Genomic DNA, 25174 nt, shown 5'->3' with positions numbered 1-25174 from the left:
GAGGAGGGTGCCGGGATCTCTCGGCACCCTCCGAGCCGGTACACATCGGTACCCGCAGCTCCCGGAGGCATCGGCCGCCGGGAGCTGCACCGCATGACGCCGCACCGCACAACACCGCACCACGCAGCGCCGCACCGCACGCGGCGCACCACGCAGCAGTGAATCGTCGAGGGGACAGGGCAATGACGGCCGAGCTGGTCCGGGGGCAGAACCACACCTTGCCCCAGACCCGTCTGGAGATCCGGGTATCGGCCGGCACGCCTGTCGTGGCCGGTGCCACGCTCGGCGACGAGAACGGAACGGTGCACGGCACCGAGTGGATCGCCCACCCGGGATCGCCCCAGCTCCCCGGGCTCGAAGTGTCCCGACAGGCCGCCGCCGACCACCGGCTCGCCGTGGACCTCGACGCCCTGCCCGCCCCGGTGCACCGGGTCACCGTGCTGCTGGCCCTGCCGACGGGAGCCGGCGGCCCGGTCCGGTTCGGCGCGGTCGCCTCCCCGTTCGTCGCCGTCACCGGGCTCGACGGCACCGAGATCGCCACCTTCACCCTCACCGGGCTGGACACCGAGTCCGCGGTCGCGGCCCTGGAGCTCTACCGCCGCCAGGGCGCCTGGAAGGTACGCGCCGTCGGCCAGGGCTACGCGGGCGGCCTCGCCGCCATGCTCGCCGACCAGGGCCTGCCCGGGGCCGCCGAGCTGGCCCACTCCATCCAGGACGCGGTCACCCGGGCGATGGCCCGCTCGGTGGCCCCGCCCCCGCCGCGCACCCCGGACGCCGGCCGGGTCGGACCCGGCGCCGGCCCCGTGCCGCCCCCGGACGGCCGCCGGCCCGCCGCCCAGCCGCCCGAACCGCTCACGGAGCCCGTCACCCCGCCGCCCGCCGCCCCGACGGGCGGGCCCATCAGCTACGCGCACCCGCGCCGCCAGTCCGCCGCACCCCCGCCGCCCCCGCCCACCGCGCCGCCCGCCGAGCCGGGCCGCCCCGCACAGCCCGTCGCCGGGGACGCGACCGGCTGGTCCATGGACGAGCGCCTCTACAACCAGATCTGGGGCATGTTCGAGGACCTGGCCCGCACCACCGCCGCCTATCGCAGCGCCGTCGACTTCGCCGAGTCCCGCATGGAGCAGGAGCTCGACCGGACCCTGTCCGACCCGCGCAGCCGGATCGGCGGCGCGGGGGACCGGGCCCGCGCGGAGGCCCGGGCCAAGCGCGACGAGCTGACCACCCGGGCCCGCGGGGCCCTCGACCGCGACCTCGCCCAGCTCGCCGCCGAGGCCGACGTGGTGGAGCCCGCGCTGCCCGCCCCGTTCGCGGGCTGGGACAATCCCGTCTGGCACGCCTACCGCGTCCCGATGGAGATTCCCATGGCGCTGCGCATCGGCGACCTCCACCTGCCCGAGAACCCCGGTCTGCACATCCCGCTGCTGGTCCGGCTGCCGCTGGAGCGCGGCATCTGGATCGACAGCGGCCGTACGGCGTCCGAGGCCGCGGCGGTGCTGGACGGTGCCCGGCTGCGCGGCCTCGCCATGGAGAGCGCGGTCGCGCACGCGGCCCGGCTGCTGGCCGTCTACCCGGCCGACGAGTTCTCGGTCCATGTCATCGACCCCTCCGGCTCGGCGGCCGGAGCGCTCGCACCCCTGGTGCGGTCCGGGGCACTCGCGGGGCCGCCCGCCTCCGGAGCGGGAGGCGTGGCCACGGTCCTCGCTCATCTCACCCGGCGCGTCGACCTGGTGCAGATGGCGATCCGGGCCGGCGCCGCCGACTCGCTTCCGCCGGACGTGGACACGGGCGAGCAGCTGCTGATCGTCAACGACTTCCCGCACGGCTTCGACGACCGGGCCGTCACCCAGCTGCGCTACCTCGCCGACGAGGGGCCCTCGGTCGGCGTCCATCTGCTGATGGTCGCGGACCGGGAGGACGCCAGCGCGTACGGGCCGGTGCTCGACCCGCTGTGGCGCTCGCTGCTCCGGCTCACCCCGGTCGCCGACGACCACCTCGCCGACCCCTGGGTGGGGCACGCCTGGACGTACGAGCCGTCCCGGATACCGCAGGGCAGCCGGGTCCTGGAGCAGGTGCTCGCCAAGGTGGCCGCGGCCCGTCGCCCCCGGCGCCTCTGAGCCCGGCGGACGCACCGGCACCGACCTGAGCCGGGCGCACCGGCCCGTACCCGGGCCGGTGCGCCCGGCTTTGCTTACACCGCCCCTACCAGCGCTTTTGAATGATCTTTACCCTCCTCTTTACCTTTCCTTGGTATTTCCTGTACTGTTCTTTGGGCGGAGGGGAGTACTCCCATACGCGGCGTTCCCGTCAATACGGACCGTGACCGGTCCCGGGGCGCCGGCCCGTGGCGCGCAGCCCGTGCGCCCGGGTGGAAGAGACCTCCGGCAGCGACGACGCTGATCAGTAGCCGTAGCGAACTGCCGGAGGCGCAGTGGACGTTTCATGGACCCTCTGGGTGCTGACCATTCTTGGTCTGTCAGCCCTTATCGCCGTCGACTTCTTCATCGGGCGCAAGCCCCATGACGTGACGACCAAGGAAGCCGGGATCTGGACGGTCGTCTGGATCGCGCTGGCCGTCCTCTTCGGGCTCGGCCTGCTGCTCTTCGGCGAGAGCCAGGCCTCGGGCGAGTTCTTCGCCGGCTTCATCACCGAGAAGTCGCTCAGTGTCGACAACCTCTTCGTCTTCGTCCTGATCATGGCGAAGTTCTCGGTCCCCTCACACCTCCAGCAGCGGGTGCTGCTGATCGGTGTGCTGATCGCGCTGGTGCTGCGGGCGGTCTTCATCGCCGCCGGTGCCGCCGTGATCGCCAACTTCTCGTGGGTCTTCTACATCTTCGGAGCGTTCCTGATCTACACCGCCTGGAAGCTCATCCAGGAGGCGCGGGCAGGCGAGGAAGAGGAGGAGTTCGAGGAGAACCGTCTGCTCAAGACGATCGAGCGCCGCTTCGGGGTGGCCGACCGCTACCACGGCACCAAGCTCTTCATCCGGAACAACGGCAAGCGCGTCCTGACGCCGCTGATGGTCGTCATGCTCGCCATCGGCACCACCGATGTGCTCTTCGCCCTGGACTCCATCCCCGCGATCTTCGGTCTGACCCAGGACCCGTACATCGTCTTCACCGCCAACGCCTTCGCCCTGATGGGGCTGCGGCAGCTGTACTTCCTGATCGGCGGGCTGCTGAAGAAGCTGGTCCACCTCAGCTACGGGCTCTCCGTCATCCTCGGCTTCATCGGGGTGAAGCTGGTGCTGCACGCACTGCACGAGTCCGGGGTGCACGTCCCCGAGATCTCCATCCCGGTCTCGCTCGGCGTCATCTGCGGCGTGCTGGTGATCACCACGATCACCAGTCTCATGGCCAACAAGAAGCAGGCCCGGGCGGAGTCTGCCGAGGACGCGGACGAGACCGCCGGCAAGGGCGCAGGCGTGGACGCCTGACCGCTGCGGCGGACGGGAACGGCACGGGCCGGGGCGGGCAGCGATTCGCTGCCCGCCCCGGCCCGTGCCCACCTCGTGCGCTCGGCCTCGCGCCGGCCGGTGTCACCAGCCGCGGGCGCGCCACTGCGGCAGTTGCGGACGCTCGTCGCCGAGCGTGGTGTCGTGGCCGTGTCCGGGGTAGACCCAGGTCTCGTCGGGAAGCTGGTCGAAGAGCTTGGTCTCCACGTCGTGGAGCAGGCTCGCGAAGGCCTCGGGGTCCTTGTGCGTATTGCCGACCCCGCCGGGGAAGAGGCAGTCCCCGGTGAACAGGTGCGGGGCGCCGTGCGGGTCGTCGTAGACCAGCGCGATGGAGCCCGGGGTGTGCCCCACGAGGTGGCGGGCGGTCAGGGTGACCTCGCCCACGCGGACCGTTCCACCGTCGTCGACGAGGACATCGGTCGGGACCGGGATGCCCTCGGCGTCGTACCGCCCGGCGTAGGTACGCGCTCCGGTGGCCGCGACCACCTCGGCCAGCGCCTGCCAGTGGTCGCCGTGCCGGTGGGTGGTGACGACGGACGCGATGCCGTCGTCACCGATCAGCCGCAGCAGCGTGCCGGCCTCGGCGGCCGCGTCGATCAGGAGCTGCTCGCCGGTGGCCCGGCAGCGCAGCAGATACGCGTTGTTGTTCATCGGGCCGACGGCGACCTTGGAGATCATCAGATCCGTCAGCTCGTGCACGTCCGCGCGTCCGCCGACCTTGACCGCTCCGCTGTACGTCATGACTCTCAGCCTATAGCGGGGGCAGTGCGGGAAGCGGGCCGCCTTCGACGGTCAGCGCCGCCCCGTCGCGGCGCCCGCAGAGCCAGCCGAGGAGTTCGGGGGCCGCGCCGCGAACGGTGACGGGTCCGCCCTCCGCGCCGCCGCCGGTCGTCCGGATCGGCCCCCGGTCGTCGTCCAGCCTCGTGGACACGACATCGGGGTGCCCCTCGAACCTCTCGGCGAGGAACTCGATCTCCCGCGCGACGAACTCCTGGGGCAGGTCCTCCAGCTCGTAGCCGATCCCCAGGTCGACATGGTGCAGCTCGACCTCGACCCGGCGGCGGAAGGGGAGCCGGGAGGCGGAGTCCGTGACGCCGTTGCGCAGGGTGACCGTGCGCGACCAGTCGGCCGGGGCCGCGGCGGCGGCCGCGAAGCGGTCCGCGCTCCCGGACAGGTCGGCCAGCTGCTCGGCCGGCGGCCGGGGCGCGTCGCGCTCGATGTCGCGGTCGCGGGTTTCGCTGTCTGCGTACATGGGCCGGCCCTGGAGAACATTTACGAGCGCGTCGGCGTTACGGGAGAGGTGCGCAACGACATGGCCCCGGCTCCAGCCGGGAAGTCGCGACGGCTCGGCCAGTGCGGCGGCGTCCATTTTTCCGGTGGCGCTGAGCAGCCGATCGGTTGCTTCACGTACGGCTTCCAGGTCGTGCGCATGATCAATCATGAGGCTGAGCCTAGCCTCGCCACTCATTCGGGTGAAGGAGTCCACAGCCGTCCGTAAATCGAATGCGCGTGCTATACGCTCGGGGTCGAAAGCTTCGTACATCGCTGTGGCGCCCCCCATACCCTGGGACAGGGGCTCAGTTCCCCCACTTCTCTCCAGAAAGGTGCGGACCGGCGTGGCCGACCGTCTCATCGTCCGTGGCGCTCGCGAGCACAACCTCAAGAACGTCTCGCTCGACCTTCCCCGCGACTCCCTGATCGTCTTCACCGGGCTCTCCGGGTCGGGCAAGTCGTCCCTCGCGTTCGACACGATCTTCGCCGAGGGCCAGCGGCGCTACGTGGAGTCCCTCTCCTCGTACGCCCGCCAGTTCCTCGGCCAGATGGACAAGCCGGACGTGGATTTCATCGAGGGTCTCTCGCCCGCCGTCTCCATCGACCAGAAGTCGACCTCGCGCAACCCTCGCTCGACGGTCGGCACCATCACCGAGGTCTACGACTACCTCCGGCTGCTCTTCGCCCGGATCGGCAAGCCGCACTGCCCGGAGTGCCGCCGGCCCATCTCGCGCCAGTCGCCGCAGGCGATCGTCGACAAGGTGCTCGGCCTGCCCGAGGGCAGCCGGTTCCAGGTGCTCTCGCCGCTGGTGCGCGAGCGCAAGGGCGAGTTCGTCGACCTCTTCGCCGATCTGCAGACCAAGGGCTACAGCAGGGCCCGGGTCGACGGCGAGACCATCCAGCTCTCCGAGCCGCCCAAGCTGAAGAAGCAGGAGAAGCACACCATCGAGGTGGTCATCGACCGCCTCACGGTGAAGGAGGGCGCCAAGCGCCGGCTGACCGACTCGGTCGAGACCGCGCTCGGGCTCTCCGGAGGCATGGTCGTGCTCGACTTCGTCGACCTCCCCGAGGAGGACCCCGAGCGTGAGCGGATGTACTCCGAGCACCTCTACTGCCCGTACGACGACCTCTCCTTCGAAGAGCTCGAACCGCGCTCCTTCTCCTTCAACTCGCCCTTCGGCGCCTGCCCCGACTGCACGGGTATCGGTACGCGGATGGAGGTCGACCCGGAGCTGATCGTCCCCGACGAGGAGAAGTCGCTCGACGAGGGCGCGATCCACCCCTGGTCGCACGGCCACACCAAGGAGTACTTCGGCCGGCAGATCAACGCGCTCGCCGACGCCCTCGGTTTCCGTACGGACATCCCCTGGGCCGGGCTGCCGCAGCGGGCCAGGAAGGCCCTGCTCCACGGCCACAAGATCCAGACCGAGGTCCGCTACCGCAACCGCTACGGGCGCGAGCGCGCGTACACCACCCCCGCCTTCGAGGGCGCGGTGCAGTTCGTCAAGCGGCGCCACTCCGACGCCGAGAGCGACTCCAGCCGGGAGCGCTTCGAGGGCTACATGCGTGAGGTGCCCTGCCCGACCTGTGAGGGCACCCGGCTCAAGCCGATCGTCCTCGCGGTGACGGTGATGGAGCGGTCCATCGCCGAGGTCGCGGCGATGTCGATCAGCGAGTGCGCCGAGTTCCTCGGCCGGATGAAGCTCAACGCCCGCGACAAGAAGATCGCCGAGCGGGTGCTGAAGGAGGTCAACGAACGGCTGAGGTTCCTGGTCGACGTCGGCCTCGACTACCTCTCGCTCAACCGCGCGGCCGGCACCCTGTCCGGCGGCGAGGCCCAGCGCATCCGGCTCGCCACCCAGATCGGCTCGGGCCTGGTCGGCGTGCTGTATGTGCTGGACGAGCCGTCGATCGGCCTGCACCAGCGGGACAACCACCGGCTGATCGAGACCCTCGTCCGGCTCCGCGACATGGGCAACACGCTCATCGTCGTCGAGCACGACGAGGACACCATCAAGGTCGCCGACTGGGTCGTCGACATCGGCCCCGGCGCCGGTGAGCACGGCGGCAAGGTGGTCCACTCCGGATCGCTCAAGGAGCTGCTGGCCAACGGCGAGTCGATCACCGGTCAGTACCTGAACGGCGAGAAGTCGATCCCGATGCCCGACGTCCGGCGCCCCGTCGACCCGCAGCGCAGGCTCACGGTGCACGGAGCCCGGGAGAACAACCTCCAGGACATCGACGTCTCCTTTCCGCTCGGCCTGCTCACGGCCGTCACGGGCGTCTCGGGTTCGGGGAAGTCGACGCTGGTCAACGACATCCTCTACACCCACCTGGCGCGCGAGCTGAACGGTGCCAAGTCGGTCCCCGGCCGGCACACCCGGGTCGACGGCGACGACCTGGTCGACAAGGTCGTCCACGTCGACCAGTCGCCCATCGGCCGCACGCCCCGGTCCAACCCGGCCACGTACACCGGTGTCTTCGACCATGTCCGCAAGCTGTTCGCGGAGACGATGGAGGCGAAGGTGCGCGGCTATCTGCCGGGCCGCTTCTCCTTCAACGTCAAGGGCGGCCGCTGCGAGAACTGCTCCGGCGACGGCACCATCAAGATCGAGATGAACTTCCTGCCGGATGTGTACGTCCCGTGCGAGGTCTGCCACGGAGCGCGCTACAACCGGGAGACCCTTGAGGTCCACTACAAGGGCAAGTCCATCGCCGAGGTGCTGGACATGCCGATCGAGGAGGGCCTGGAGTTCTTCGAGGCCGTTCCGACGATCGCCCGCCACCTCCGTACGCTCAACGAGGTGGGCCTCGGGTACGTGCGGCTCGGCCAGTCCGCGCCGACGCTCTCCGGCGGTGAGGCGCAGCGCGTGAAGCTCGCCAGCGAGCTGCAGAAGCGCTCCACCGGCCGCACGGTCTACGTCCTGGACGAGCCGACCACGGGTCTGCACTTCGAGGACATCAGCAAGCTCATCAAGGTGCTCTCCGGGCTGGTCGACAAGGGCAACTCGGTGATCGTCATCGAGCACAACCTCGATGTGATCAAGACCGCGGACTGGGTCATCGACATGGGCCCCGAGGGAGGCAGCGGCGGTGGTCTGGTCATCGCCGAGGGCACTCCCGAGGAGGTCGCCGGCGTGCCGGCCAGCCACACCGGCAAGTTCCTCCAGGGCATCCTGGACCCGGACCGGGTGAGCGAGGCCGCGGTGCCCGCGGCCCGCAAGCCGGTGCGGAAGGCGGCCGCGAAGAAGGCGGTCGCCGCCAAGTCGACCCCGGCGAGGAAGACGGCCACGGCCAGGACGAGCACCGACGGGACCGCGAGGACGGCCGCGGCGAAGAAGCCCGCGGCGAAGAGGGCGACCCGCACGCGCAAGGCCTGACGCCTCCGGCGGAACAGGGAAAGCGGCCTCCGGACCCCCGGGGGCCGCTTTCCCTGTTCCGCCGCCGCGGCCGAGCCGCTGACCAGGGACGACCGTTCCCGGGTGGCCCGGCCGCAGGGCTGCCGCTCTCCGCCGGTATCGTCGGTTCTGTCACCGATGGCACCGAGGGCTCCGACGGCTCCGATGCCCGCGGTACCCCTGGTACCCGCGGCGCTCGGGTCGCGCCCGGCGCCCATCCACCCCTTCGAACAGTGGAGACCGCATGTCCGGCCAGCCCGCCGCCCGCCGTACCGTGCTGAAGGGCGCCGCTCTCGCCGGCGCCGCCGGGCTGGGAGTGGCCGCCTGCTCGACCGAATCGAAGCTCGGCCACGCCGAGACGCCGACGCCGACCGCCCCCGTCGAGCTCGGCGCGCCGGACGACATCCCGGTCGGCGGATCCAAGCTCTACCGCAATGAGCGGGTCATCGTGAACTGCCCGGCCAAGGGCCAGTACAAGGCGTTCAGCGCCCAGTGCACCCACGCCGGCTGCCTGCTGGACAAGGTCGAGGACAACGTGGGGACGTGCCCCTGCCACGGCAGCCACTTCGACACCACGACCGGCAAGGCGACACGCGGCCCGGCGACCGCGCCGCTGCCCGCGGTCCCGGTCAGGGTCGAGGGCGGAAGGCTGGTCGCGGGCCCCGAGGCCTGACCCGGTCCGCGCCCCGGCGCCCGGCGCCGGCCCGGGACCGGTTCACTCCCAGTCCCAGTCGATGCCGACCAGACCGGGCCGCACACCCTGCTCCACCAGGTGAACGGTCCGGTGCCTGCCGGTCAGCGTGAGGTCCGTACGGGCGCCGCGCGGCGCCCCCGCCGAGACCTGCGCGAAGCGCCGGCACCGCACCGGCAGCGCGGCCTCGTCGAAGGCCACCTGCAGCACGTACTGCCCGCCGCCGAAGCTGAACCCCCGTACGTACTCGCCGCACGGGCCTCCCGTGCCGTCGTCGAAGCCGTAGCCGAACAGATGGGTGTCGCCCGCCCTCAGCCGGGTGTCGAAGAGCAGCTCGGCGACGAGCACCCCCGTCCCGCGGTCCCAGCGGACCCGCCCCGTCCGGCAGTTCTCCCGGGCCGTCACCGTCACCCGCGCCGGATCGCAGCCCGGATCGCCCCGGTGCACGGCGAGGTAGCGGTCGATGTCGTCCCGGTGGGCGCGCACCACGTGCTGCGACTCGCGCTGCCGCAGCTGGCGGCCGGAACCGATCCGCACCCGCTCGTGATGCCCCACCGTGTGCAGCCCGCCGTCCACCGGTGATCCCATCTCCGCGAGCAGCCGCTCCACGGCCCCGGACGACTCCATCAGGGACCGGTACGAACGGGCGGCCGGACGGTCGGCCTCCGGGCGCGCACTCCCCGTCCCCAGCAGCCGGAGCAGCGAGTTCCGCGGCAGCTCCAGCACCTCCTCCAGCGCCTTCACGGCCCGCAGGGACTCGGCGCGCTGCGGGCGCCTGGCCCCCTGCTGCCAGTAACTCAGGCTCGTCACACCGACCTTGACCCCGCGGTGCGCGAGATGGTGCTGCACCCGCTGGAGCGGCAGCCCCCGCACCGAGAGCGCGGTGCGCAGCGCCAGATGGAACGGGCCGGTGTGCAGCACCTGCGCCAGTTCGGCCTCGGTGTGCTGCATGGGGTCCTCCAGGTGAACGTTCACGACGCGGCGTGGGAGAACGCGTCGCCGGTGGCGGTGCCGCAGGTGGCCGGGGGAGGGCCGTTCACGTATCCGCCACGCCGTTCACACCGCGATGTTCCCCCGCATTGAAGCGTGTTGACCCGTCCCCGACAACGGTTGATGCTCCTCGGACAGCGTCCGGACGCGCTCCTCCGACCCCACACCCCCGCCTCGGGAGGAACGTCATGCGTAACCGAAGAATCCGAACGGGACTGCTCCCGGCCGCGGCCGCCCTGGCCGCCGCACTCCTCGCCGTGCCGTCCGCGACCGCCTCGGCGGCGGCACCGCGCACCGAGGGCGCCGCCACCACGGCCCGGAGCGCCACCGAGGGCACCGCCGTCGCCGCCACCCAGCGTCTGAACATCACCATGCAGGCCCAGCAGAAGACCAACTGGTGCTGGGCCGCCTCCGGCAACACCATCGCCACCTGGTTCGGCCGCACCTACTCGCAGAACCAGTTCTGCAACGCCGCCTTCGGCCGCGCACAGGGCTACGAGTGCCCCAACTCGCAGGCCACGCTCGGCAATGTCCAGGACGGTCTGTACTGGGCCGGCATCACCCCCGGTTCGTACGTCACCGGCTGGCTGCGCTACCCCACCGTCCAGGCCGAGATCGCCGCGGGCCGCCCCGTCGAGACCCGCATCCAGTGGTCGTCGGGCGGTGGCCACATGCATGTCCTGTACGGGTACGACGACTCCGACAGCTGGGTCTACTGGGGCGATCCCTGGCCCTCCAACAACCGCTACAACTGGGCCTCGCACGCCTGGTACGTGAACAACGACGAGTTCTCCTGGACCCACTCCCTCTACCGGATCGGAGCGTGACGAGATGATCCGCAGGACCGCACGCACCGCCCGGTCCACGGCCGCCGCTCTGGCCGCCACCGGAGTCCTGGCCGGCGCCGCCCTGCTCACCGTCGCCCCGGAGGCGGCCGCCGCCACCGGACCCACCGCAGGGCCGGCCGCCCTGGCCGCCGCCCGGCAGGCGGCGACCGACCCCGCGACCCTGGACACCCTGGCCCGGTTCTTCGCCCGTGAGGGCACCCTCACGAGGTCGGCGGCTCCACCGCGCATCGAGGGCGCCGCCGTCCCCGTGCACACCCTCGATCCGGACTTCGTCGCCGGGAAGCCGGGCGCGCCCGTCGCAAGACTGGACTACCTCGCCACCACGGCTGTCGCCCCGGACGGCCGGAAGGCGTCGCTGTGGACCCTTCCGAAGGAAGGGAAGGACGGCGGCTGGCAGGTGGTGAACATCGCCACCGGCGACGACGAGACGAGATACGCCGCCGCGGGCGCCCGGAAGCTGCCCGGCGGGACGGTGTTCCGGGAGTCGCAGGTGGACGCCTGGTACGTCCAGAAGGGGGCGAAGGTGCTCCCGCTGGACCAGGACGCGGTCCGCGCCGTCGGCGCCCGCGGCACCACACTGGCCGCCTACCGCGCCCGGGTGCGGGAGGCGTACGGCGACAAGCTCCCCGGCTCCGGATACGCCCGCTCCGGCAAGGCGGGCGGCTACGCCCCGTCCGCCGCCGCACCCGGCAGCCGGGAGACCCGGCCGGTCGCCGCGAGCACGGTGCCCGGTCCGGCCCTGACCGCCGCCTCGGCCGCCGCCGGAGCGGGCGCCCTCGTGGTCCTCGGCCTCGGCGGGTTCACCTTCCTGCGCAACCGCCGCCACCGGGAGAACCCGTGACCGGCGGCGGCATCCGCTGACCCGTGCTCCGGGGCGCGCTCCCGCGATCCGCGCCCCGGAGCACGGCACCACTTCCGGTCCGGCCGCACTGTCACTGCCCGCAAGTAGGGTGGGACACATGGCAGACCCCTCCAGCTACCGCCCCAAGCCGGGACAGATCCCCGACTCCCCGGGGGTCTACAAGTTCCGCGACGAGCACCGCCGGGTGATCTACGTCGGCAAGGCCAAGAACCTGCGCCAGCGCCTGGCCAACTACTTCCAGGACCTGGCCTCGCTCCATCCGCGTACGCGCACGATGGTCACCACGGCCGCCTCGGTGGAATGGACGGTCGTCTCCACCGAGGTCGAGGCCCTCCAGCTGGAGTACTCCTGGATCAAGGAGTTCGACCCGCGGTTCAACGTCAAGTACCGGGACGACAAGAGCTATCCGTATCTCGCGGTCACGCTCAACGAGGAGTTCCCGCGCGTCCAGGTCATGCGCGGTGCCAAGAAGAAGGGCGTGCGCTACTTCGGTCCGTACGGTCACGCCTGGGCGATCCGCGAGACGGTCGACCTGATGCTCCGGGTCTTCCCGGTGCGCACCTGCTCCGCCGGAGTCTTCAAGAACGCCGCCAGGACCGGCCGTCCGTGTCTCCTCGGCTACATCGGCAAGTGCTCGGCCCCCTGCGTCGGCCGCGTCACCCCCGAGGAACACCGCGAACTGGCCGACGACTTCTGCGACTTCATGGCCGGCCGGACCGGTACGTACATCCGCCGCCTGGAGAAGGACATGATGGCGGCGGCCGAGGAGATGGAGTACGAGCGGGCGGCCCGGCTCCGCGACGACGTGGAGGCCCTCAAGCGGGCCATGGAGAAGAGCGCCGTCGTGCTGGCCGACGCCACCGACGCCGACCTGATCGCGGTCGCAGAGGACGAGCTCGAAGCCGCCGTCCAGATCTTCCACGTACGCGGCGGCCGGGTGCGCGGCCAGCGCGGCTGGGTCACCGACAAGGTCGAGAACGTCGACACCTCCGGCCTGGTCGAGCACGCACTCCAGCAGCTGTACGGCGAGGAGGCGGGCGACGCCGTCCCCAAGGAGGTCCTCGTCCCGGCCCTGCCCGAGGACCCGGACGCGGTCTCCCAGTGGCTCGCCGGCCGCCGCGGCTCCCAGGTCAGCCTGCGCATTCCGCAGCGCGGCGACAAGAAGGACCTGATGGCGACGGTCCAGCGCAACGCCCAGCAGGCGCTCGGGCTGCACAAGACCAAGCGGGCCTCGGACCTGACCACCCGCTCCCGCGCCCTGGAGGAGATCGCCGAGGCACTCGGCCTCGACACCGCCCCGCTGCGCGTCGAGTGCTTCGACATCTCGCATCTCCAGGGCGACGACGTGGTCGCCTCCATGGTCGTCTTCGAGGACGGGCTCGCCCGCAAGAGCGAGTACCGCCGCTTCCAGATCAAGGGCTTCGAGGGCCAGGACGACGTCCGGTCGATGCACGAGGTGATCGGCCGGCGTTTCAAGAGGTACCTCCAGGACAAGGAGCGCACCGGGGAGTGGGAGGAGACCCCCGCCCCGACCGGACCGGTCCCGGACACCACGTCCGACCCGGACGCCTTCCCCGGCCCGGACACCGTCCCCGGCCCGGACGCCGAGCCGCGCGAGGACGACGGGCGTCCCAAGCGGTTCGCCTATCCGCCGCAGCTCGTCGTGGTCGACGGCGGCCAGCCGCAGGTCGCCGCGGCCAAGCGGGCCCTCGACGAGCTGGGGATCGACGACATCGCCGTCTGCGGCCTCGCCAAGCGCCTCGAAGAGGTCTGGCTGCCCGATGACGACGACCCCGTCGTCCTGCCCCGCTCCAGCGAGGGCCTCTATCTCCTCCAGCGGGTCCGTGACGAGGCCCACCGCTTCGCGATCACGTACCAGCGCGCCAAGCGGGCCAAACGCATCCGTTCCAGCCCGCTGGACGCCGTCGCCGGCCTCGGCGAAACCCGGAAACAGGCGTTGATCAAGCATTTCGGCTCCGTGAAGAAGCTGAAGCAGGCGACAATCGACGAGATCTGCGAGGTTCCGGGGATAGGCCGCAGGACGGCGGAATCGGTGGCTGTCGCCCTCGCCTCGGCCGCCCCGGCCACGCCCGCCGTGAACACGGCGACAGGAGAGATCATTGAAGAGGACGACGGGGGCAGCACGACATGACCGAGCGTGAAAACGAACACGAAGCCGAGCGCGAGCAAGAAGTCGAGCACGACGGCACCGACCGAGCAGACGGAGCAGGACACGTGAGTACGGGCACCACGATCGAGACGGGCGACGGGAATGCGACCATTCCCGAGCTGGTGATCATCTCGGGGATGTCGGGCGCCGGGCGCAGCACGGCGGCCAAGTGTCTGGAGGACCTCGGCTGGTTCGTCGTCGACAACCTGCCGCCCGCCCTGATCCCCACCATGGTCGAGCTCGGCGCCCGCTCACAGGGCAACGTGGCACGGATCGCCGTCGTCGTCGACGTCCGCGGGCGCCGCTTCTTCGACAACCTCCGCGAATCCCTCGCCGACCTGGAGGCCAAGCACGTCACCCGGCGGATCGTCTTCCTGGAGTCCTCCGACGACGCCCTCGTCCGCCGCTTCGAATCGGTCCGCCGCCCGCACCCCCTCCAGGGCGACGGCCGGATCGTCGACGGCATCGCCGCCGAGCGCGACCTGCTGCGCGAGCTGCGCGGCGACGCCGACCTGGTGATCGACACCTCCAGCCTCAACGTGCACGAGCTGCGCGCCAAGATGGACGCCCAGTTCGCCGGCGACGAGGAGCCGGAGCTGCGCGCCACGGTCATGTCGTTCGGCTTCAAGTACGGCCTGCCGGTCGACGCCGACCTGGTGGTCGACTGCCGCTTCCTGCCCAACCCGCACTGGGTGCCCGAGCTGCGCCCGTTCACCGGGCTCAACGAGGAGGTCTCCGCCTACGTCTTCGACCAGCCCGGCGCCAAGGAGTTCCTCAACCAGTACACGGAGCTGCTCCAGCTCATCGCCGCCGGGTACCGCCGCGAGGGCAAGCGCTATGTGACGATCGCCGTCGGCTGCACCGGCGGCAAGCACCGTTCGGTCGCCATGTCCGAGAAGCTGGCGGCCCGGCTCGCGACCGAAGGCATCGAGACCGTCCTCGTCCACCGGGACATGGGGCGCGAGTGACCAGCCGCAATCTGCGCCTGCGGCGGCTGCGCAGAGCCACCTCCGCGCTCCCCGGCCGCAAGCGCGGCGCACAGCCCAAGGTCGTCGCCCTCGGCGGCGGCATGGGGCTGTCCGCGTCGCTCGCGTCGCTCCGCCGGATCACCGGCGATCTCACCGCCGTGGTCACCGTCGCCGACGACGGCGGCTCCAGCGGCCGGCTCCGCGAGGAGCTCGGCGTACTGCCGCCCGGCGACCTGCGCAAGGCGCTCGCCGCCCTGTGCGGCGACGACGACTGGGGCCAGACCTGGGCCCGGGTGATCCAGCACCGCTTCCAGTCCAAGGGCGATCTGCACGAGCACGCGGTCGGCAATCTGCTGATCGTCGCCCTCTGGGAGCAGCTCGGCGACCACGTCCAGGCACTCGACCTGGTCGGCAGGCTCCTCGGGGCGCACGGCCGGGTGCTGCCCATGTCCGCCGTGCCGCTGGAGCTCCAGGCCCTGGTCCGGGGGCACGACCCGGCCCGCCCGGACGACGTGGACACCGTGCGCGGCCAGGCCACCGTGGCGCTCACCCCCGGCGAGGTGCAGTCCGTGCACCTCGTCCCGAACGACCCGCCGGCCGTCCCCGAGGCCGTCGCCGCGGTGCTCGACGCCGACTGGGTGGTGCTCGGCCCGGGGTCCTGGTTCTCCTCGGTGATCCCGCACCTGCTCGTCCCCGAACTGCTCGACGCACTCGTCGAAACCAAGGCCCGCAAGGTCCTCTCGCTCAACCTCGCACCGCAACCCGGTGAAACTGATGGCTTCTCCCCGCAGCGTCATTTGGAGGTTTTGGGACGACACGCCCCTAAACTCGCCCTGGACGTGGTGCTGGCCGACGAAGCCGCTGTGCCCGATCGTGAGTCCCTCGCCGATGCCGCCAAGCGGCTCGGCGCCGCGGTCGAGCTGGCGCCGGTGGCCTCACCCGACGGCGTTCCGATCCATGATCCGGAGCTGTTGGCCGCCGCGTACGACCGTATTTTTCGGATGCATGGAAGGATCGGCCCATGGCGATGACGCCGGCGGTGAAGGACGAAATCTCTCGGCTTCCCGTGACCCGGACCTGCTGCAGGAAGGCAGAGGTTTCGGCGATTCTTCGGTTCGCGGGTGGGCTGCACCTGGTGAGCGGCCGGATTGTGATCGAGGCGGAGCTGGACACCGCGATGGCGGCGCGCCGGCTCAAGCGGGACATCCTGGAGATCTTCGGGCACAGCTCGGAGCTGATCGTGATGGCCCCCGGAGGCCTGCGGCGCGGCTCCCGCTACGTCGTACGCGTGGTGGCCGGCGGCGACCAGCTGGCCCGCCAGACCGGCCTGGTGGACGGCCGCGGCCGTCCCATCCGCGGGCTGCCCCCACAGGTGGTCTCGGGGGCCACCTGCGATGCCGAGGCGGCCTGGCGCGGAGCCTTCCTGGCCCATGGCTCGCTCACCGAGCCGGGCCGCTCCTCCTCGCTGGAGGTGACCTGCCCGGGCCCGGAGGCGGCGCTCGCACTGGTCGGCGCGGCCCGCAGGCTCTCCATCGCGGCCAAGGCCCGGGAGGTGCGCGGCGTGGACCGGGTCGTCGTCCGCGACGGTGACGCGATCGGCGCGCTGCTCACCCGGCTGGGTGCCCATGAGTCCGTGCTGGCCTGGGAGGAGCGGCGGATGCGCCGCGAGGTCCGTGCCACGGCCAACCGGCTCGCCAACTTCGACGACGCCAACCTGCGCCGTTCCGCGCGGGCAGCGGTCGCCGCGGGCGCCCGGGTGGGGCGCGCGCTGGAGATCCTGGGCGAGGAGGTGCCCGAGCACCTCGCGGCCGCCGGACGGCTGCGCATGGAGCACAAGCAGGCCTCCCTGGAGGAGCTGGGCGCGCTCGCCGACCCGCCGCTGACCAAGGACGCGGTCGCCGGCCGGATCCGCCGGCTGCTGGCGATGGCCGACAAGAGGGCCCAGGACCTGGGCATCCCGGGCACCGAATCCACCCTCAGCGAGGAGCTCGCCGACGGCCTGGTGGGCTGACCCGGGGCGGAGACAAAACCGGCCCGATCCGGGACACGGCGATTTCCCCGGGGCGTTGACGCTGCGTAATTTTCGCAGCGTGTGCGGCCGAACATCCGGAGGCCCGTACTCCTACCACGGAGTACGGGCCTCCGGCGTTCCCACGGCTCCGCTCGATGTCACCCCGGGGCTCTCGGAGAGGTAGGGTCGGAGGCGGTCGGGGACATCTCATACAACTCGCCGGGGTGAAAACCCCGCGTACCTAACGAGGAGATCGGTTCGTGACGATCCGCGTAGGCATCAACGGCTTTGGCCGCATCGGTCGTAACTACTTCCGCGCGCTGCTGGAGCAGGGTGCGGACATCGAGATCGTGGCTGTCAACGACCTGGGTGACACCGCGACCACGGCCCACCTGCTGAAGTACGACACCATCCTGGGTCGTCTGAAGGCAGAGGTCAGCCACACCGCCGACACCATCACCGTCGATGGTCACACGATCAAGGTTCTCTCCGAGCGCAACCCGGCCGACATCCCCTGGGGTGAGCTGGGCGTCGACATCGTCATCGAGTCGACCGGCATCTTCACGAAGAAGGCCGACGCCGAGAAGCACATCGCGGGCGGCGCCAAGAAGGTCCTCATCTCGGCTCCGGCCAAGGACGAGGACATCACCATCGTGATGGGCGTCAACCAGGACAAGTACGACGCGGCCAACCACCACGTCATCTCCAACGCGTCCTGCACGACCAACTGTGTCGCACCGATGGCCAAGGTTCTGGACGAGAACTTCGGCATCGTCAAGGGCCTCATGACGACGGTCCACGCGTACACCAACGACCAGCGCATCCTGGACTTCCCGCACTCGGACCTGCGTCGCGCCCGCGCCGCCGCCGAGAACATCATCCCGACCACCACCGGTGCCGCCAAGGCCACCGCCCTGGTGCTCCCGCAGCTGAAGGGCAAGCTGGACGGCATCGCCATGCGCGTCCCGGTCCCGACCGGCTCGGCCACCGACCTGGTCGTCGAGCTCCAGCGCGAGGTCACCAAGGACGAGGTCAACGCCGCGTTCAAGAAGGCCGCGGACGACGGCGACCTCAAGGGCATCCTGTACTACACCGAGGACCCGATCGTGTCCTCGGACATCGTCAGCGACCCGGCGTCCTGCACCTTCGACTCCTCGCTGACCATGGTTCAGGAGGGCAAGTCGGTGAAGATCCTCGGCTGGTACGACAACGAGTGGGGTTACTCCAACCGCCTCGTCGACCTGACCGTCTTCGTCGGCAGCCAGCTCTGACCGTCGAACCGGCAGGAACCCAGATGTGAGCACGGGGCTCGAACGGCGCAAGGACGCGCCGTTCGGGCCCCGTCGCATGCTCTCCCGCCCTCCAAGGAGTCCAGCAAGATGAAGACGATCGACGAACTGATTGCCGAAGGGGTCAACGGCAAGCGCGTATTCGTCCGCGCGGACCTCAACGTGCCGCTGAGCGGCACCACCATCACCGACGACGGCCGTATCCGCGCCGTTCAGCCGACCGTGGAGAAGCTCGTCGCGGCCGGCGCGCGGGTCGTCGTCGCCTCGCACCTGGGCCGCCCCAAGGGCGCCCCGGACCCGGCCTTCTCGCTGGCGCCCGCCGCCGCCCGCCTCGGTGAACTCATCGGCGCCGACGTGGCCTTCGCGACCGACACGGTCGGCGAGTCCGCCCGCGCCACGGTCGCCGCGCTCGGTGACGGCGAGGTCGCCGTCCTGGAGAACCTCCGTTTCAACCCCGGCGAGACATCCAAGGAGGACGCCGAGCGCGGCGCGTTCGCCGACCAACTGGCCGAGCTCGCCGATCTGTACGTGGGCGACGGCTTCGGCGCCGTGCACCGCAAGCACGCCTCGGTCTTCGACCTCCCGGCCCGGCTGCCGCACGCCGCCGGTGACCTGATCGCCACCGAGGTCGGTGTCCTGAAGAAGCTCACCGAGAACGTGGAACGTCCCTACGCCGTGGTGCTCGGCGGCTCCAAGGTCTCCGACAAGCTCGGCGTCATCGACCACCTCCTGGAGCGCGCCGACCGCATCCTGATCGGCGGCGGCATGGCGTACACCTTCCTCAAGGCCCAGGGCCACGAGGTCGGCAGCTCGCTCCTCCAGGAGGACCAGATCCCGGCGGTGCTGGAGTACCTCAAGCGGGCCGAGGACAAGGGCGTGGAGTTCGTGCTCCCCGTCGACGTGGTGGTCTCCGAGCAGTTCCCGGACCTCAAGGCCAAGGCCCCGACCGAGCACCGCACCGTGCCCGCGGACGCCATGCCGGCCGGGTTCATCGGCCTGGACAACGGTCCCGGGACCAACGCGCTGTACGCATCGAAGCTCGCCGACGCGGCCACCGTCTTCTGGAACGGCCCGATGGGCGTCTTCGAGCACCCCGACTACGCCGAGGGCACCCGGGCCGTCGCCCAGGCCCTCGTCGACTCCTCGGGCTTCAGTGTCGTCGGCGGTGGCGACTCCGCCGCGGCCGTTCGCACCCTGGGCTTCGACGAGAATGCATTCGGACACATCTCGACCGGTGGCGGTGCCAGCCTCGAATACCTCGAGGGCAAGACGCTTCCCGGGCTCGCCGCACTGGAGGACTGACCTTTCATGACCACTCGTACCCCGCTGATGGCGGGCAACTGGAAGATGAACCTCAACCACCTCGAGGCCATCGCACACACCCAGAAGCTCGGCTTCGCGCTGACCGACAAGGACTACGACGTCGTCGAGGTCGCCGTCCTGCCGCCCTTCACCGACCTGCGCTCCGTGCAGACCCTGGTCGAGGGCGACAAGCTGAAGATCAAGTACGGCGCCCAGGACATCTCGGCGCACGACTCCGGCGCGTACACCGGTGAGATCTCCGGCCCGATGCTCGCCAAGCTGCGGTGCACCTACGTGGCCGTCGGCCACAGCGAGCGCCGGCAGTACCACGGCGAGACCGACGAGATCTGCAACGCCAAGGTGAAGGCCGCGTACAAGCACGGCCTGACCCCGATCCTCTGCGTCGGCGAGGGCCTGGACGTCCGCAAGGCCGGTGACCAGGTCTCGTACACCCTGGCGCAGCTCGACGGCGGTCTGAAGGACGTCCCGGCCGAGCAGGCCGAGTCCGTCGTGATCGCGTACGAGCCGGTCTGGGCCATCGGTACCGGTGAGGTCGCCACCCCCGAGGACGCCCAGGAGGTCTGTGGCGCGATCCGCGGCCGGCTGGCCGAGCTGTACTCGCAGGAGCTGGCCGACGCCGTCCGTATCCAGTACGGCGGCTCGGTGAAGTCCGGCAATGTCGCCGCGATCATGGCCCAGCCCGACGTGGACGGCGCGCTGGTCGGCGGTGCCGCACTGGACGCCGACGAGTTCGTCAAGATCGTCCGCTTCCGCGACCAGTGAGTATGCGGTAGCGCGGATCCGTCGTACCCTTGCGGGGGCCGTGGAGGGTGTAGCCTCCCGGCCCCCGTCGTTCGCACATGCAGTCCAGAGGAATTCCGGAAAGTAGGGACCAGCCGTGATTTTGGCGTTCGAGATCGCCCTGATCGTCTTCAGCCTGCTGCTGATGCTGCTGGTGCTGATGCACAAGGGAAAGGGCGGCGGCCTCTCCGACATGTTCGGTGGCGGCATGCAGTCGTCGGTCGGCGGCTCCTCGGTCGCCGAGCGGAACCTCGACCGGATCACCGTCTTCGTCGGTCTGGCATGGTTCGCGTGCATTGTTGTGCTTGGTCTGCTGATCAAGCTGGACAGCTGACCCGTCGTACGCGATTCCCGGTGACGGTGTAACTCCTTTCACTGGACGCGCGTTGGGCCTTACGTAGACTGGGGCATCTTCGAGCACCATCACGCAGGGAGTTACGACCGTGGCAAGTGGCAACGCGATCCGGGGAAGCCGGGTCGGAGCGGGGCCGATGGGGGAGGCCGAGCGCGGCGAGTCCGCGCCGCGCCTCCGCATCTCCTTCTGGTGCTCGAACGGGCACGAGACGCAGCCGAGCTTCGCCAGTGACGCGCAGGTACCGGAGACTTGGGACTGCCCGCGCTGCGGCTTCCCGGCCGGACAGGACCGGGACAGCCCGCCGGACCCGCCGCGCACCGAGCCGTACAAGACGCACCTCGCATATGTGCGCGAGCGGCGCAGCGACGCGGACGGCGAGGCCATCCTCGCCGAGGCCCTGGCGAAACTCCGGGGCGAGATCTAGAAGTTCACCGGCCGGGCACCCACAGGGTGCCCGGCCGGACCGTTTCGGAGCCTGTCCGGCCCTGCTCCGCCGGACAGGCCCTGGCCGTGCCGCAGGTCTTCATTGCCTCGTCCGCCCCTCTGATCAATTAGGTTGGAGGGGCAGCGGGGCATCTGCAGGCACGAGAAGAATTGGGCTGATACCCGGGATGAATACAAGAAGCCGAACCAGGCTCAACCAGACGCCCGAGTGGACCGCTCTGGGCAAGCACCGCGAGCAGCTCGGAGCGACACATCTGCGCCGGCTCTTCGCGGACGATCCGCAGCGCGGCACCGGATACACCCTCACGGTCGGCGATCTCTACGTCGACTACTCCAAGCACCTGGTCACCGACGAGACGCTGAGGCTGCTGCGCGAGCTCGCCGCCGCCACCGGGGTGGCCGGGCTGCGGGACGCGATGTTCCGCGGCGAGAAGATCAACACCACCGAGGACCGCGCGGTCCTGCACACCGCGCTGCGTGCCCCGCGCGACGCGGTGATCGAGGTCGACGGCGAGAACGTGGTGCCGGGTGTGCACGCGGTGCTCGACCGGATGGCGGCGTTCTCCGACCGCGTCAGGTCGGGGGAGTGGACCGGTCACACCGGCAGGCCCATCAAGAACGTCGTCAACATCGGCATCGGCGGCTCCGACCTCGGCCCCGCCATGGCGTACGAGGTGCTGCGCTCCTTCACGGACCGCGAGCTGACCGTCCGCTTCGTGTCGAACGTCGACGGCGCCGACCTCCATGAGGCGGTGCGGGATCTCGACCCGGCCGAGACGCTCTTCGTCATCGCGTCGAAGACGTTCACGACGATCGAGACGATCACCAACGCCACCTCCGCCCGCAACTGGCTGCTGACCGGTCTGAACGCCGGTCAGGACGCGGTCGCCAAGCACTTCGTGGCGCTGTCCACGAACGCCGGCAAGGTCGCGGAGTTCGGCATCGACACCGCCAACATGTTCGAGTTCTGGGACTGGGTCGGCGGCCGCTACTCCTACGACTCGGCCATCGGCCTCTCGCTGATGATCGCCATCGGCCCGGAGCGGTTCCGCGAGATGCTCGACGGCTTCCACCTCGTCGACGAGCACTTCCGCACCGCCCCCGCCGAGTCCAACGTCCCCCTGCTGCTGGGCCTGTTGGGCGTCTGGTACGGGGCGTTCTTCGACGCCCAGTCGCATGCCGTGCTGCCGTACAGCCACTATCTGTCCAAGTTCACCGCGTACTTGCAGCAGCTGGACATGGAGTCCAACGGCAAGTCCGTGGACCGGGACGGCAACCCGGTCGACTGGCAGACCGGACCGGTCGTCTGGGGCACCCCCGGCACCAACGGACAGCACGCCTATTACCAGCTGATCCACCAGGGCACCAAGGTCATCCCGGCCGACTTCATCGGCTTCGCCGAGCCGGTCGCCGATCTGCTGCCCGGCCTGGTCGCCCAGCACGATCTGCTGATGGCCAACTTCTTCGCCCAGACCCAGGCGCTGGCCTTCGGCAAGACGCCGGAGGAGGTCCGCGCCGAGGGCGTCGCCGAGGAACTGGTGCCGCACAAGACCTTCCGCGGCAACCACCCGACGACGACGATCCTCGCCGACCGGCTCACCCCCTCCGTGCTCGGCCAGCTGATCGCGCTGTACGAGCACAAGGTCTTCGTCCAGGGCGCCGTCTGGAACATCGACTCCTTCGACCAGTGGGGCGTCGAACTCGGCAAGGTCCTCGCCAAGAAGATCGAACCGGTGCTCACCGAGGGCAAGGGGGGCGAGCAGCTGGACAGCTCGACCGCCGCGCTCGTCGAGGCGTACCGCGCCCGCCGGGGGCGCTGAGCCGATGACCACGGGGGAGGGGACGGTGCGGCTGCGGCCGCCGAAGAACACGCTGGACCCGAGGGCCGTGCGGTGGTGGCGGGCGCAGTGGCTGCTGCTGACCGCCGCCCCCGTGGTCGTCCTGGCCGTGCTGGGCGCGCTCATCGGGCCCGCCCGGTTCTGGCTGCTGCTGCCCGCCGCGGTCCTCGCGGTCCTCGGTACCGGCTGCGCCGTCCTCCTCCCCGCCTGGTGGTTCCGCACCCACCGCTGGCAGGTCACCGACGAAGCGGTGTACGTCAGGACCGGGGTCTTCCGGCAGGAATGGCGGATCGCCCCGATGTCCCGGATCCAGACCGTGGACACCGTGCGCGGACCGCTCGAACAGCTCTTCAGGCTCGCCACGGTCACCGTCACCACCGCCTCGGCCAAGGGGGCGGTGCGGATCGAGGGGCTCGACCACGAGACGGCGGCCGGGCTCGCCGAGCGGCTGACCCGGATCACCCAGGACACCCCCGGGGACGCCACATGAGCTCCGGGGCGGCGCTCTCCCCCCTTCCGGACGCCGGGGACGACCGGAGCCCGGCCCAGGAACCCGGCGCGGCGGCCACCGCCGCCGACTGGCGGCGGCTGGACCGGCGCACGGTCCTCCTCAGCGCACTGCTCACGGCCGGCGTGGTGGCCGGAGCAGCGGTGCCGACGACGCTCGGCCTGTCCGGGCGGCTCGGCCTCGGGCCCGCGATCGCCTGGGTCGCCGCCGGGGCGATCCTGCTGATCGGCTCCGCGGCGGCCGGCGACCTCGTACGGTGGCGCCGCACCCGCTACCGGGTCGGCGCCGACCGGGTCGAACTCCACACCGGGCTGCTCCTGGTCAAGAAGCGCTCACTGGCCCGCGAACGCATCCGCAGCGTCGACGTCACCGCCCATCCGCTGCAACGGGTGCTCGGCCTGGTCACCGTCCGCATCGGCACCGGTGAGCACTCCGGCAACGACTCCACCCTGGAACTCGACCCGGTGACCCGGCCCGAGAGCGAACGGCTCCGCCGCGAACTGCTGGCACGCGCGGCCACCGGCACCCCGGGCACCCACCGCGAGGGCGAACTCGCCGCCCTCGACCCGCGCTGGATCCGCTACGCACCGGTCTCCTTCGTCGCCCCCGCGCTCGGCGGTGCGGCGGTCGGCGCGGTGATGCAGGTCAGCGACTGGTTCGGGGCGCAGGGACAGGTCATCGAGTGGGTCGGCGACCGCTTCCGGGACACCCCGCTGCCCACCATGATCGTGATCCTCGCCCTCGCCGCGGTGCTCGCCGGAGTCGTCGGGGCGCTCGGCCTGTGGGTCGAGATGTGGTGGAACTACCGGCTGGAGCGCGAGCCCGGCGGCACCCTGCGCATCCGGCGCGGACTGCTGACCTCCCGCTCCGTCTCCATCGAGGAGCGCCGGCTGCGCGGGGTCGACCTCGTCGAACCGCTCGGCATCCGGACCTTCGGCGCGGCCAGGGTCGACGCGATCACCACCGGACTGGCCAAGGACGACGAGGAGCAGCACGGCGACCACAACACCCTGCTGCCCGCCGCGCCCAGGACCGTCGCCGACGCGGTGGCCGCCGGCATCCTGCGCGAGACCACGTCCCCGACCAGTGCCCGGCTCACCGTGCACCCCCTCGCGGCCCGGGGCCGCAGGCTGCGCCGGGCGCTCTGGGCGGTCGCGGTCCCGGTGCCGGTCCTGGCTCTCCTGGGCGTGCTGCTGACACCCGTACTGCTCTGGACCGCGCTCGGCTGCGCCGTCGTGGGGTCGGCGGCCGGGGTGTTCCTGGCCCGGGACGCCTACCGCGGGCTGGGGCACGCCATCAGCGGCGACTACCTGGTGGTGAGGTCCGGCAGCGTCAGGCGCTCGACCGCCGCGCTGGAGCGGGCCGGGGTCATCGGCTGGACGGTACGCCAGACGTACTTCCAGCGGCGGGCCGGGGTGCTGAGCGTCACCGCGACGACGGCAGCCGGAGCGGGCGCCTACACGGCGTACGACACGGATGTGAGCGAGGGGCTCACATTCGCCTCCGAGGCCGTGCCCGGCCTGCTGGAGCCCTTCCTGGAGCGCGTCCCGCCCACCGGCTGACCCCGGTCAGCCGTGCGTGGTGTCGATGACGCAGAAGCGATTGCCCTCGGGGTCGGCCAGCACCACGAAATCCGGGTCGTCCGGGTACAGATCCCAGTCGGCCCGCACCGCCCCGAGCGCGATCAGCCGGTCCACCTCGGCGTCCTGCTCCTCGGTGTACAGATCCAGGTGGACGCGGGGGACCTCCTGCACCGGCGTACCGCTGCGGCCCAGGGCCAGCCCGGCGCCGGACCCCTCGGCCGGCACCAGCACCACCCAGTCGTCCTTCGCCGGCTCACGCTCCACATAACCGAGCGCCGCCTTCCAGAACTCCGCCGCACGCCGTACGTCCGACGCGCCCATCACCACGGTTCCGATCCGCACCATGGCCCGAGTCTCGCACGCCGCCCACGCGACGGGCCCGGCCGCTCC

The 25174-nt window shown here is 71.0% G+C and carries 22 protein-coding genes; 18 read left to right on the top strand and 4 right to left on the bottom strand.

What is annotated here, in order from left to right:
• Positions 1-182: 182 nt before the first annotated feature.
• Both AB0D53_RS11200 and AB0D53_RS11195 read left to right on the top strand, forming a co-directional pair.
• Positions 183-2117: a TerD family protein gene (locus tag AB0D53_RS11200; protein WP_362443408.1), complete on the top strand. Its 1935-nt coding sequence runs from the start codon at positions 183-185 to the stop codon at positions 2115-2117.
• Positions 2118-2431: 314 nt separating this feature from the next.
• On the top strand, positions 2432-3436 hold the full coding sequence (locus tag AB0D53_RS11195) for a TerC family protein (protein ID WP_362443405.1): 1005 nt from the start codon (positions 2432-2434) through the stop codon (positions 3434-3436).
• A 102-nt stretch (positions 3437-3538) separates the two neighbouring features.
• Here the strand turns inward: AB0D53_RS11195 and AB0D53_RS11190 are convergent, their stop codons facing one another.
• Together AB0D53_RS11190 and AB0D53_RS11185 are read right to left on the bottom strand one after the other, a co-directional pair.
• On the bottom strand, positions 3539-4195 hold the full coding sequence (locus AB0D53_RS11190) for an MBL fold metallo-hydrolase (RefSeq protein WP_329816929.1): 657 nt from the start codon (positions 4193-4195) through the stop codon (positions 3539-3541).
• Between the two features lie 10 nt (positions 4196-4205).
• Positions 4206-4895 carry a maleylpyruvate isomerase family mycothiol-dependent enzyme gene (locus AB0D53_RS11185; RefSeq protein WP_362443401.1) on the bottom strand — a complete coding sequence of 230 codons (690 nt, stop codon included), beginning with the start codon at positions 4893-4895 and terminating at the stop codon, positions 4206-4208.
• A 175-nt stretch (positions 4896-5070) separates the two neighbouring features.
• Here AB0D53_RS11185 and uvrA point away from each other — a divergent pair, with 175 nt between their 5' ends.
• Both uvrA and AB0D53_RS11175 read left to right on the top strand, forming a co-directional pair.
• Positions 5071-8106 carry an excinuclease ABC subunit UvrA gene (uvrA, locus tag AB0D53_RS11180; protein WP_362443397.1) on the top strand — a complete coding sequence of 1012 codons (3036 nt, stop codon included), beginning with the start codon at positions 5071-5073 and terminating at the stop codon, positions 8104-8106.
• A gap of 262 nt (positions 8107-8368) precedes the next feature.
• Positions 8369-8797 carry a Rieske (2Fe-2S) protein gene (locus tag AB0D53_RS11175; protein WP_362443394.1) on the top strand — a complete coding sequence of 143 codons (429 nt, stop codon included), beginning with the start codon at positions 8369-8371 and terminating at the stop codon, positions 8795-8797.
• Between the two features lie 42 nt (positions 8798-8839).
• On the opposite strand, the gene AB0D53_RS11170 is transcribed toward AB0D53_RS11175, so the two are convergent.
• On the bottom strand, positions 8840-9766 hold the full coding sequence (locus AB0D53_RS11170) for a hypothetical protein (RefSeq protein ID WP_362443391.1): 927 nt from the start codon (positions 9764-9766) through the stop codon (positions 8840-8842).
• Positions 9767-9993: 227 nt separating this feature from the next.
• Here AB0D53_RS11170 and AB0D53_RS11165 point away from each other — a divergent pair, with 227 nt between their 5' ends.
• From AB0D53_RS11165 to AB0D53_RS11100, 14 genes are all read left to right on the top strand, one after another.
• Entirely contained in the window at positions 9994-10632 is a 639-nt protein-coding gene (locus AB0D53_RS11165) for a papain-like cysteine protease family protein (RefSeq protein WP_362443388.1), read from the top strand.
• Between the two features lie 4 nt (positions 10633-10636).
• Complete coding sequence (locus AB0D53_RS11160; protein ID WP_362443385.1) at positions 10637-11494, top strand: hypothetical protein; 858 nt, start codon at positions 10637-10639, stop codon at positions 11492-11494.
• Positions 11495-11612: 118 nt separating this feature from the next.
• Positions 11613-13667 (top strand): excinuclease ABC subunit UvrC, encoded by a 2055-nt coding sequence (gene uvrC / locus AB0D53_RS11155; RefSeq protein ID WP_362443382.1) that lies wholly within the window; start codon positions 11613-11615, stop codon positions 13665-13667.
• A complete protein-coding gene (rapZ, locus tag AB0D53_RS11150; RefSeq protein ID WP_329816914.1) occupies positions 13664-14653 on the top strand; it encodes an RNase adapter RapZ in 990 nt (329 codons plus the stop codon). Before uvrC ends, rapZ begins: the two co-directional genes overlap by 4 nt.
• Complete coding sequence (yvcK, locus tag AB0D53_RS11145) at positions 14650-15684, top strand: uridine diphosphate-N-acetylglucosamine-binding protein YvcK (RefSeq protein WP_266736504.1); 1035 nt, start codon at positions 14650-14652, stop codon at positions 15682-15684. Before rapZ ends, yvcK begins: the two co-directional genes overlap by 4 nt.
• Complete coding sequence (gene whiA / locus AB0D53_RS11140; RefSeq protein ID WP_030919772.1) at positions 15675-16664, top strand: DNA-binding protein WhiA; 990 nt, start codon at positions 15675-15677, stop codon at positions 16662-16664. The genes yvcK and whiA overlap by 10 nt, the downstream gene beginning before the upstream one ends.
• A 260-nt stretch (positions 16665-16924) precedes the next feature.
• Complete coding sequence (gene gap, locus AB0D53_RS11135; protein WP_329816903.1) at positions 16925-17935, top strand: type I glyceraldehyde-3-phosphate dehydrogenase; 1011 nt, start codon at positions 16925-16927, stop codon at positions 17933-17935.
• A 108-nt stretch (positions 17936-18043) separates the two neighbouring features.
• A complete protein-coding gene (locus tag AB0D53_RS11130; protein WP_362443375.1) occupies positions 18044-19255 on the top strand; it encodes a phosphoglycerate kinase in 1212 nt (403 codons plus the stop codon).
• Positions 19256-19261: 6 nt separating this feature from the next.
• On the top strand, positions 19262-20038 hold the full coding sequence (tpiA, locus tag AB0D53_RS11125) for a triose-phosphate isomerase (RefSeq protein WP_362443371.1): 777 nt from the start codon (positions 19262-19264) through the stop codon (positions 20036-20038).
• A 115-nt stretch (positions 20039-20153) separates the two neighbouring features.
• Positions 20154-20390, top strand: coding sequence for a preprotein translocase subunit SecG (secG, locus tag AB0D53_RS11120; protein ID WP_329816899.1), 237 nt, complete (start codon positions 20154-20156; stop codon positions 20388-20390).
• A gap of 109 nt (positions 20391-20499) precedes the next feature.
• Positions 20500-20835 carry an RNA polymerase-binding protein RbpA gene (locus AB0D53_RS11115; RefSeq protein ID WP_072483070.1) on the top strand — a complete coding sequence of 112 codons (336 nt, stop codon included), beginning with the start codon at positions 20500-20502 and terminating at the stop codon, positions 20833-20835.
• A gap of 187 nt (positions 20836-21022) precedes the next feature.
• Complete coding sequence (gene pgi, locus AB0D53_RS11110) at positions 21023-22675, top strand: glucose-6-phosphate isomerase (RefSeq protein WP_362443368.1); 1653 nt, start codon at positions 21023-21025, stop codon at positions 22673-22675.
• A 4-nt stretch (positions 22676-22679) separates the two neighbouring features.
• Positions 22680-23183 (top strand): PH domain-containing protein, encoded by a 504-nt coding sequence (locus AB0D53_RS11105; protein ID WP_362443365.1) that lies wholly within the window; start codon positions 22680-22682, stop codon positions 23181-23183.
• Positions 23180-24763 carry a PH domain-containing protein gene (locus AB0D53_RS11100; protein ID WP_362443362.1) on the top strand — a complete coding sequence of 528 codons (1584 nt, stop codon included), beginning with the start codon at positions 23180-23182 and terminating at the stop codon, positions 24761-24763. Before AB0D53_RS11105 ends, AB0D53_RS11100 begins: the two co-directional genes overlap by 4 nt.
• A 6-nt stretch (positions 24764-24769) precedes the next feature.
• On the opposite strand, the gene AB0D53_RS11095 is transcribed toward AB0D53_RS11100, so the two are convergent.
• Positions 24770-25129, bottom strand: a complete 360-nt coding sequence (locus AB0D53_RS11095) for a VOC family protein (RefSeq protein WP_362443359.1) — start codon at positions 25127-25129, stop codon at positions 24770-24772.
• Positions 25130-25174 lie beyond the last annotated feature (45 nt).

Origin of the sequence: Streptomyces sp. NPDC048295, assembly GCF_040652135.1 — a bacterium.
GTDB lineage: Bacteria > Actinomycetota > Actinomycetes > Streptomycetales > Streptomycetaceae > Streptomyces.
Note: the sequence above shows the minus strand (reverse complement) of the source record. Positions and strands in the feature narration are given on the sequence as shown.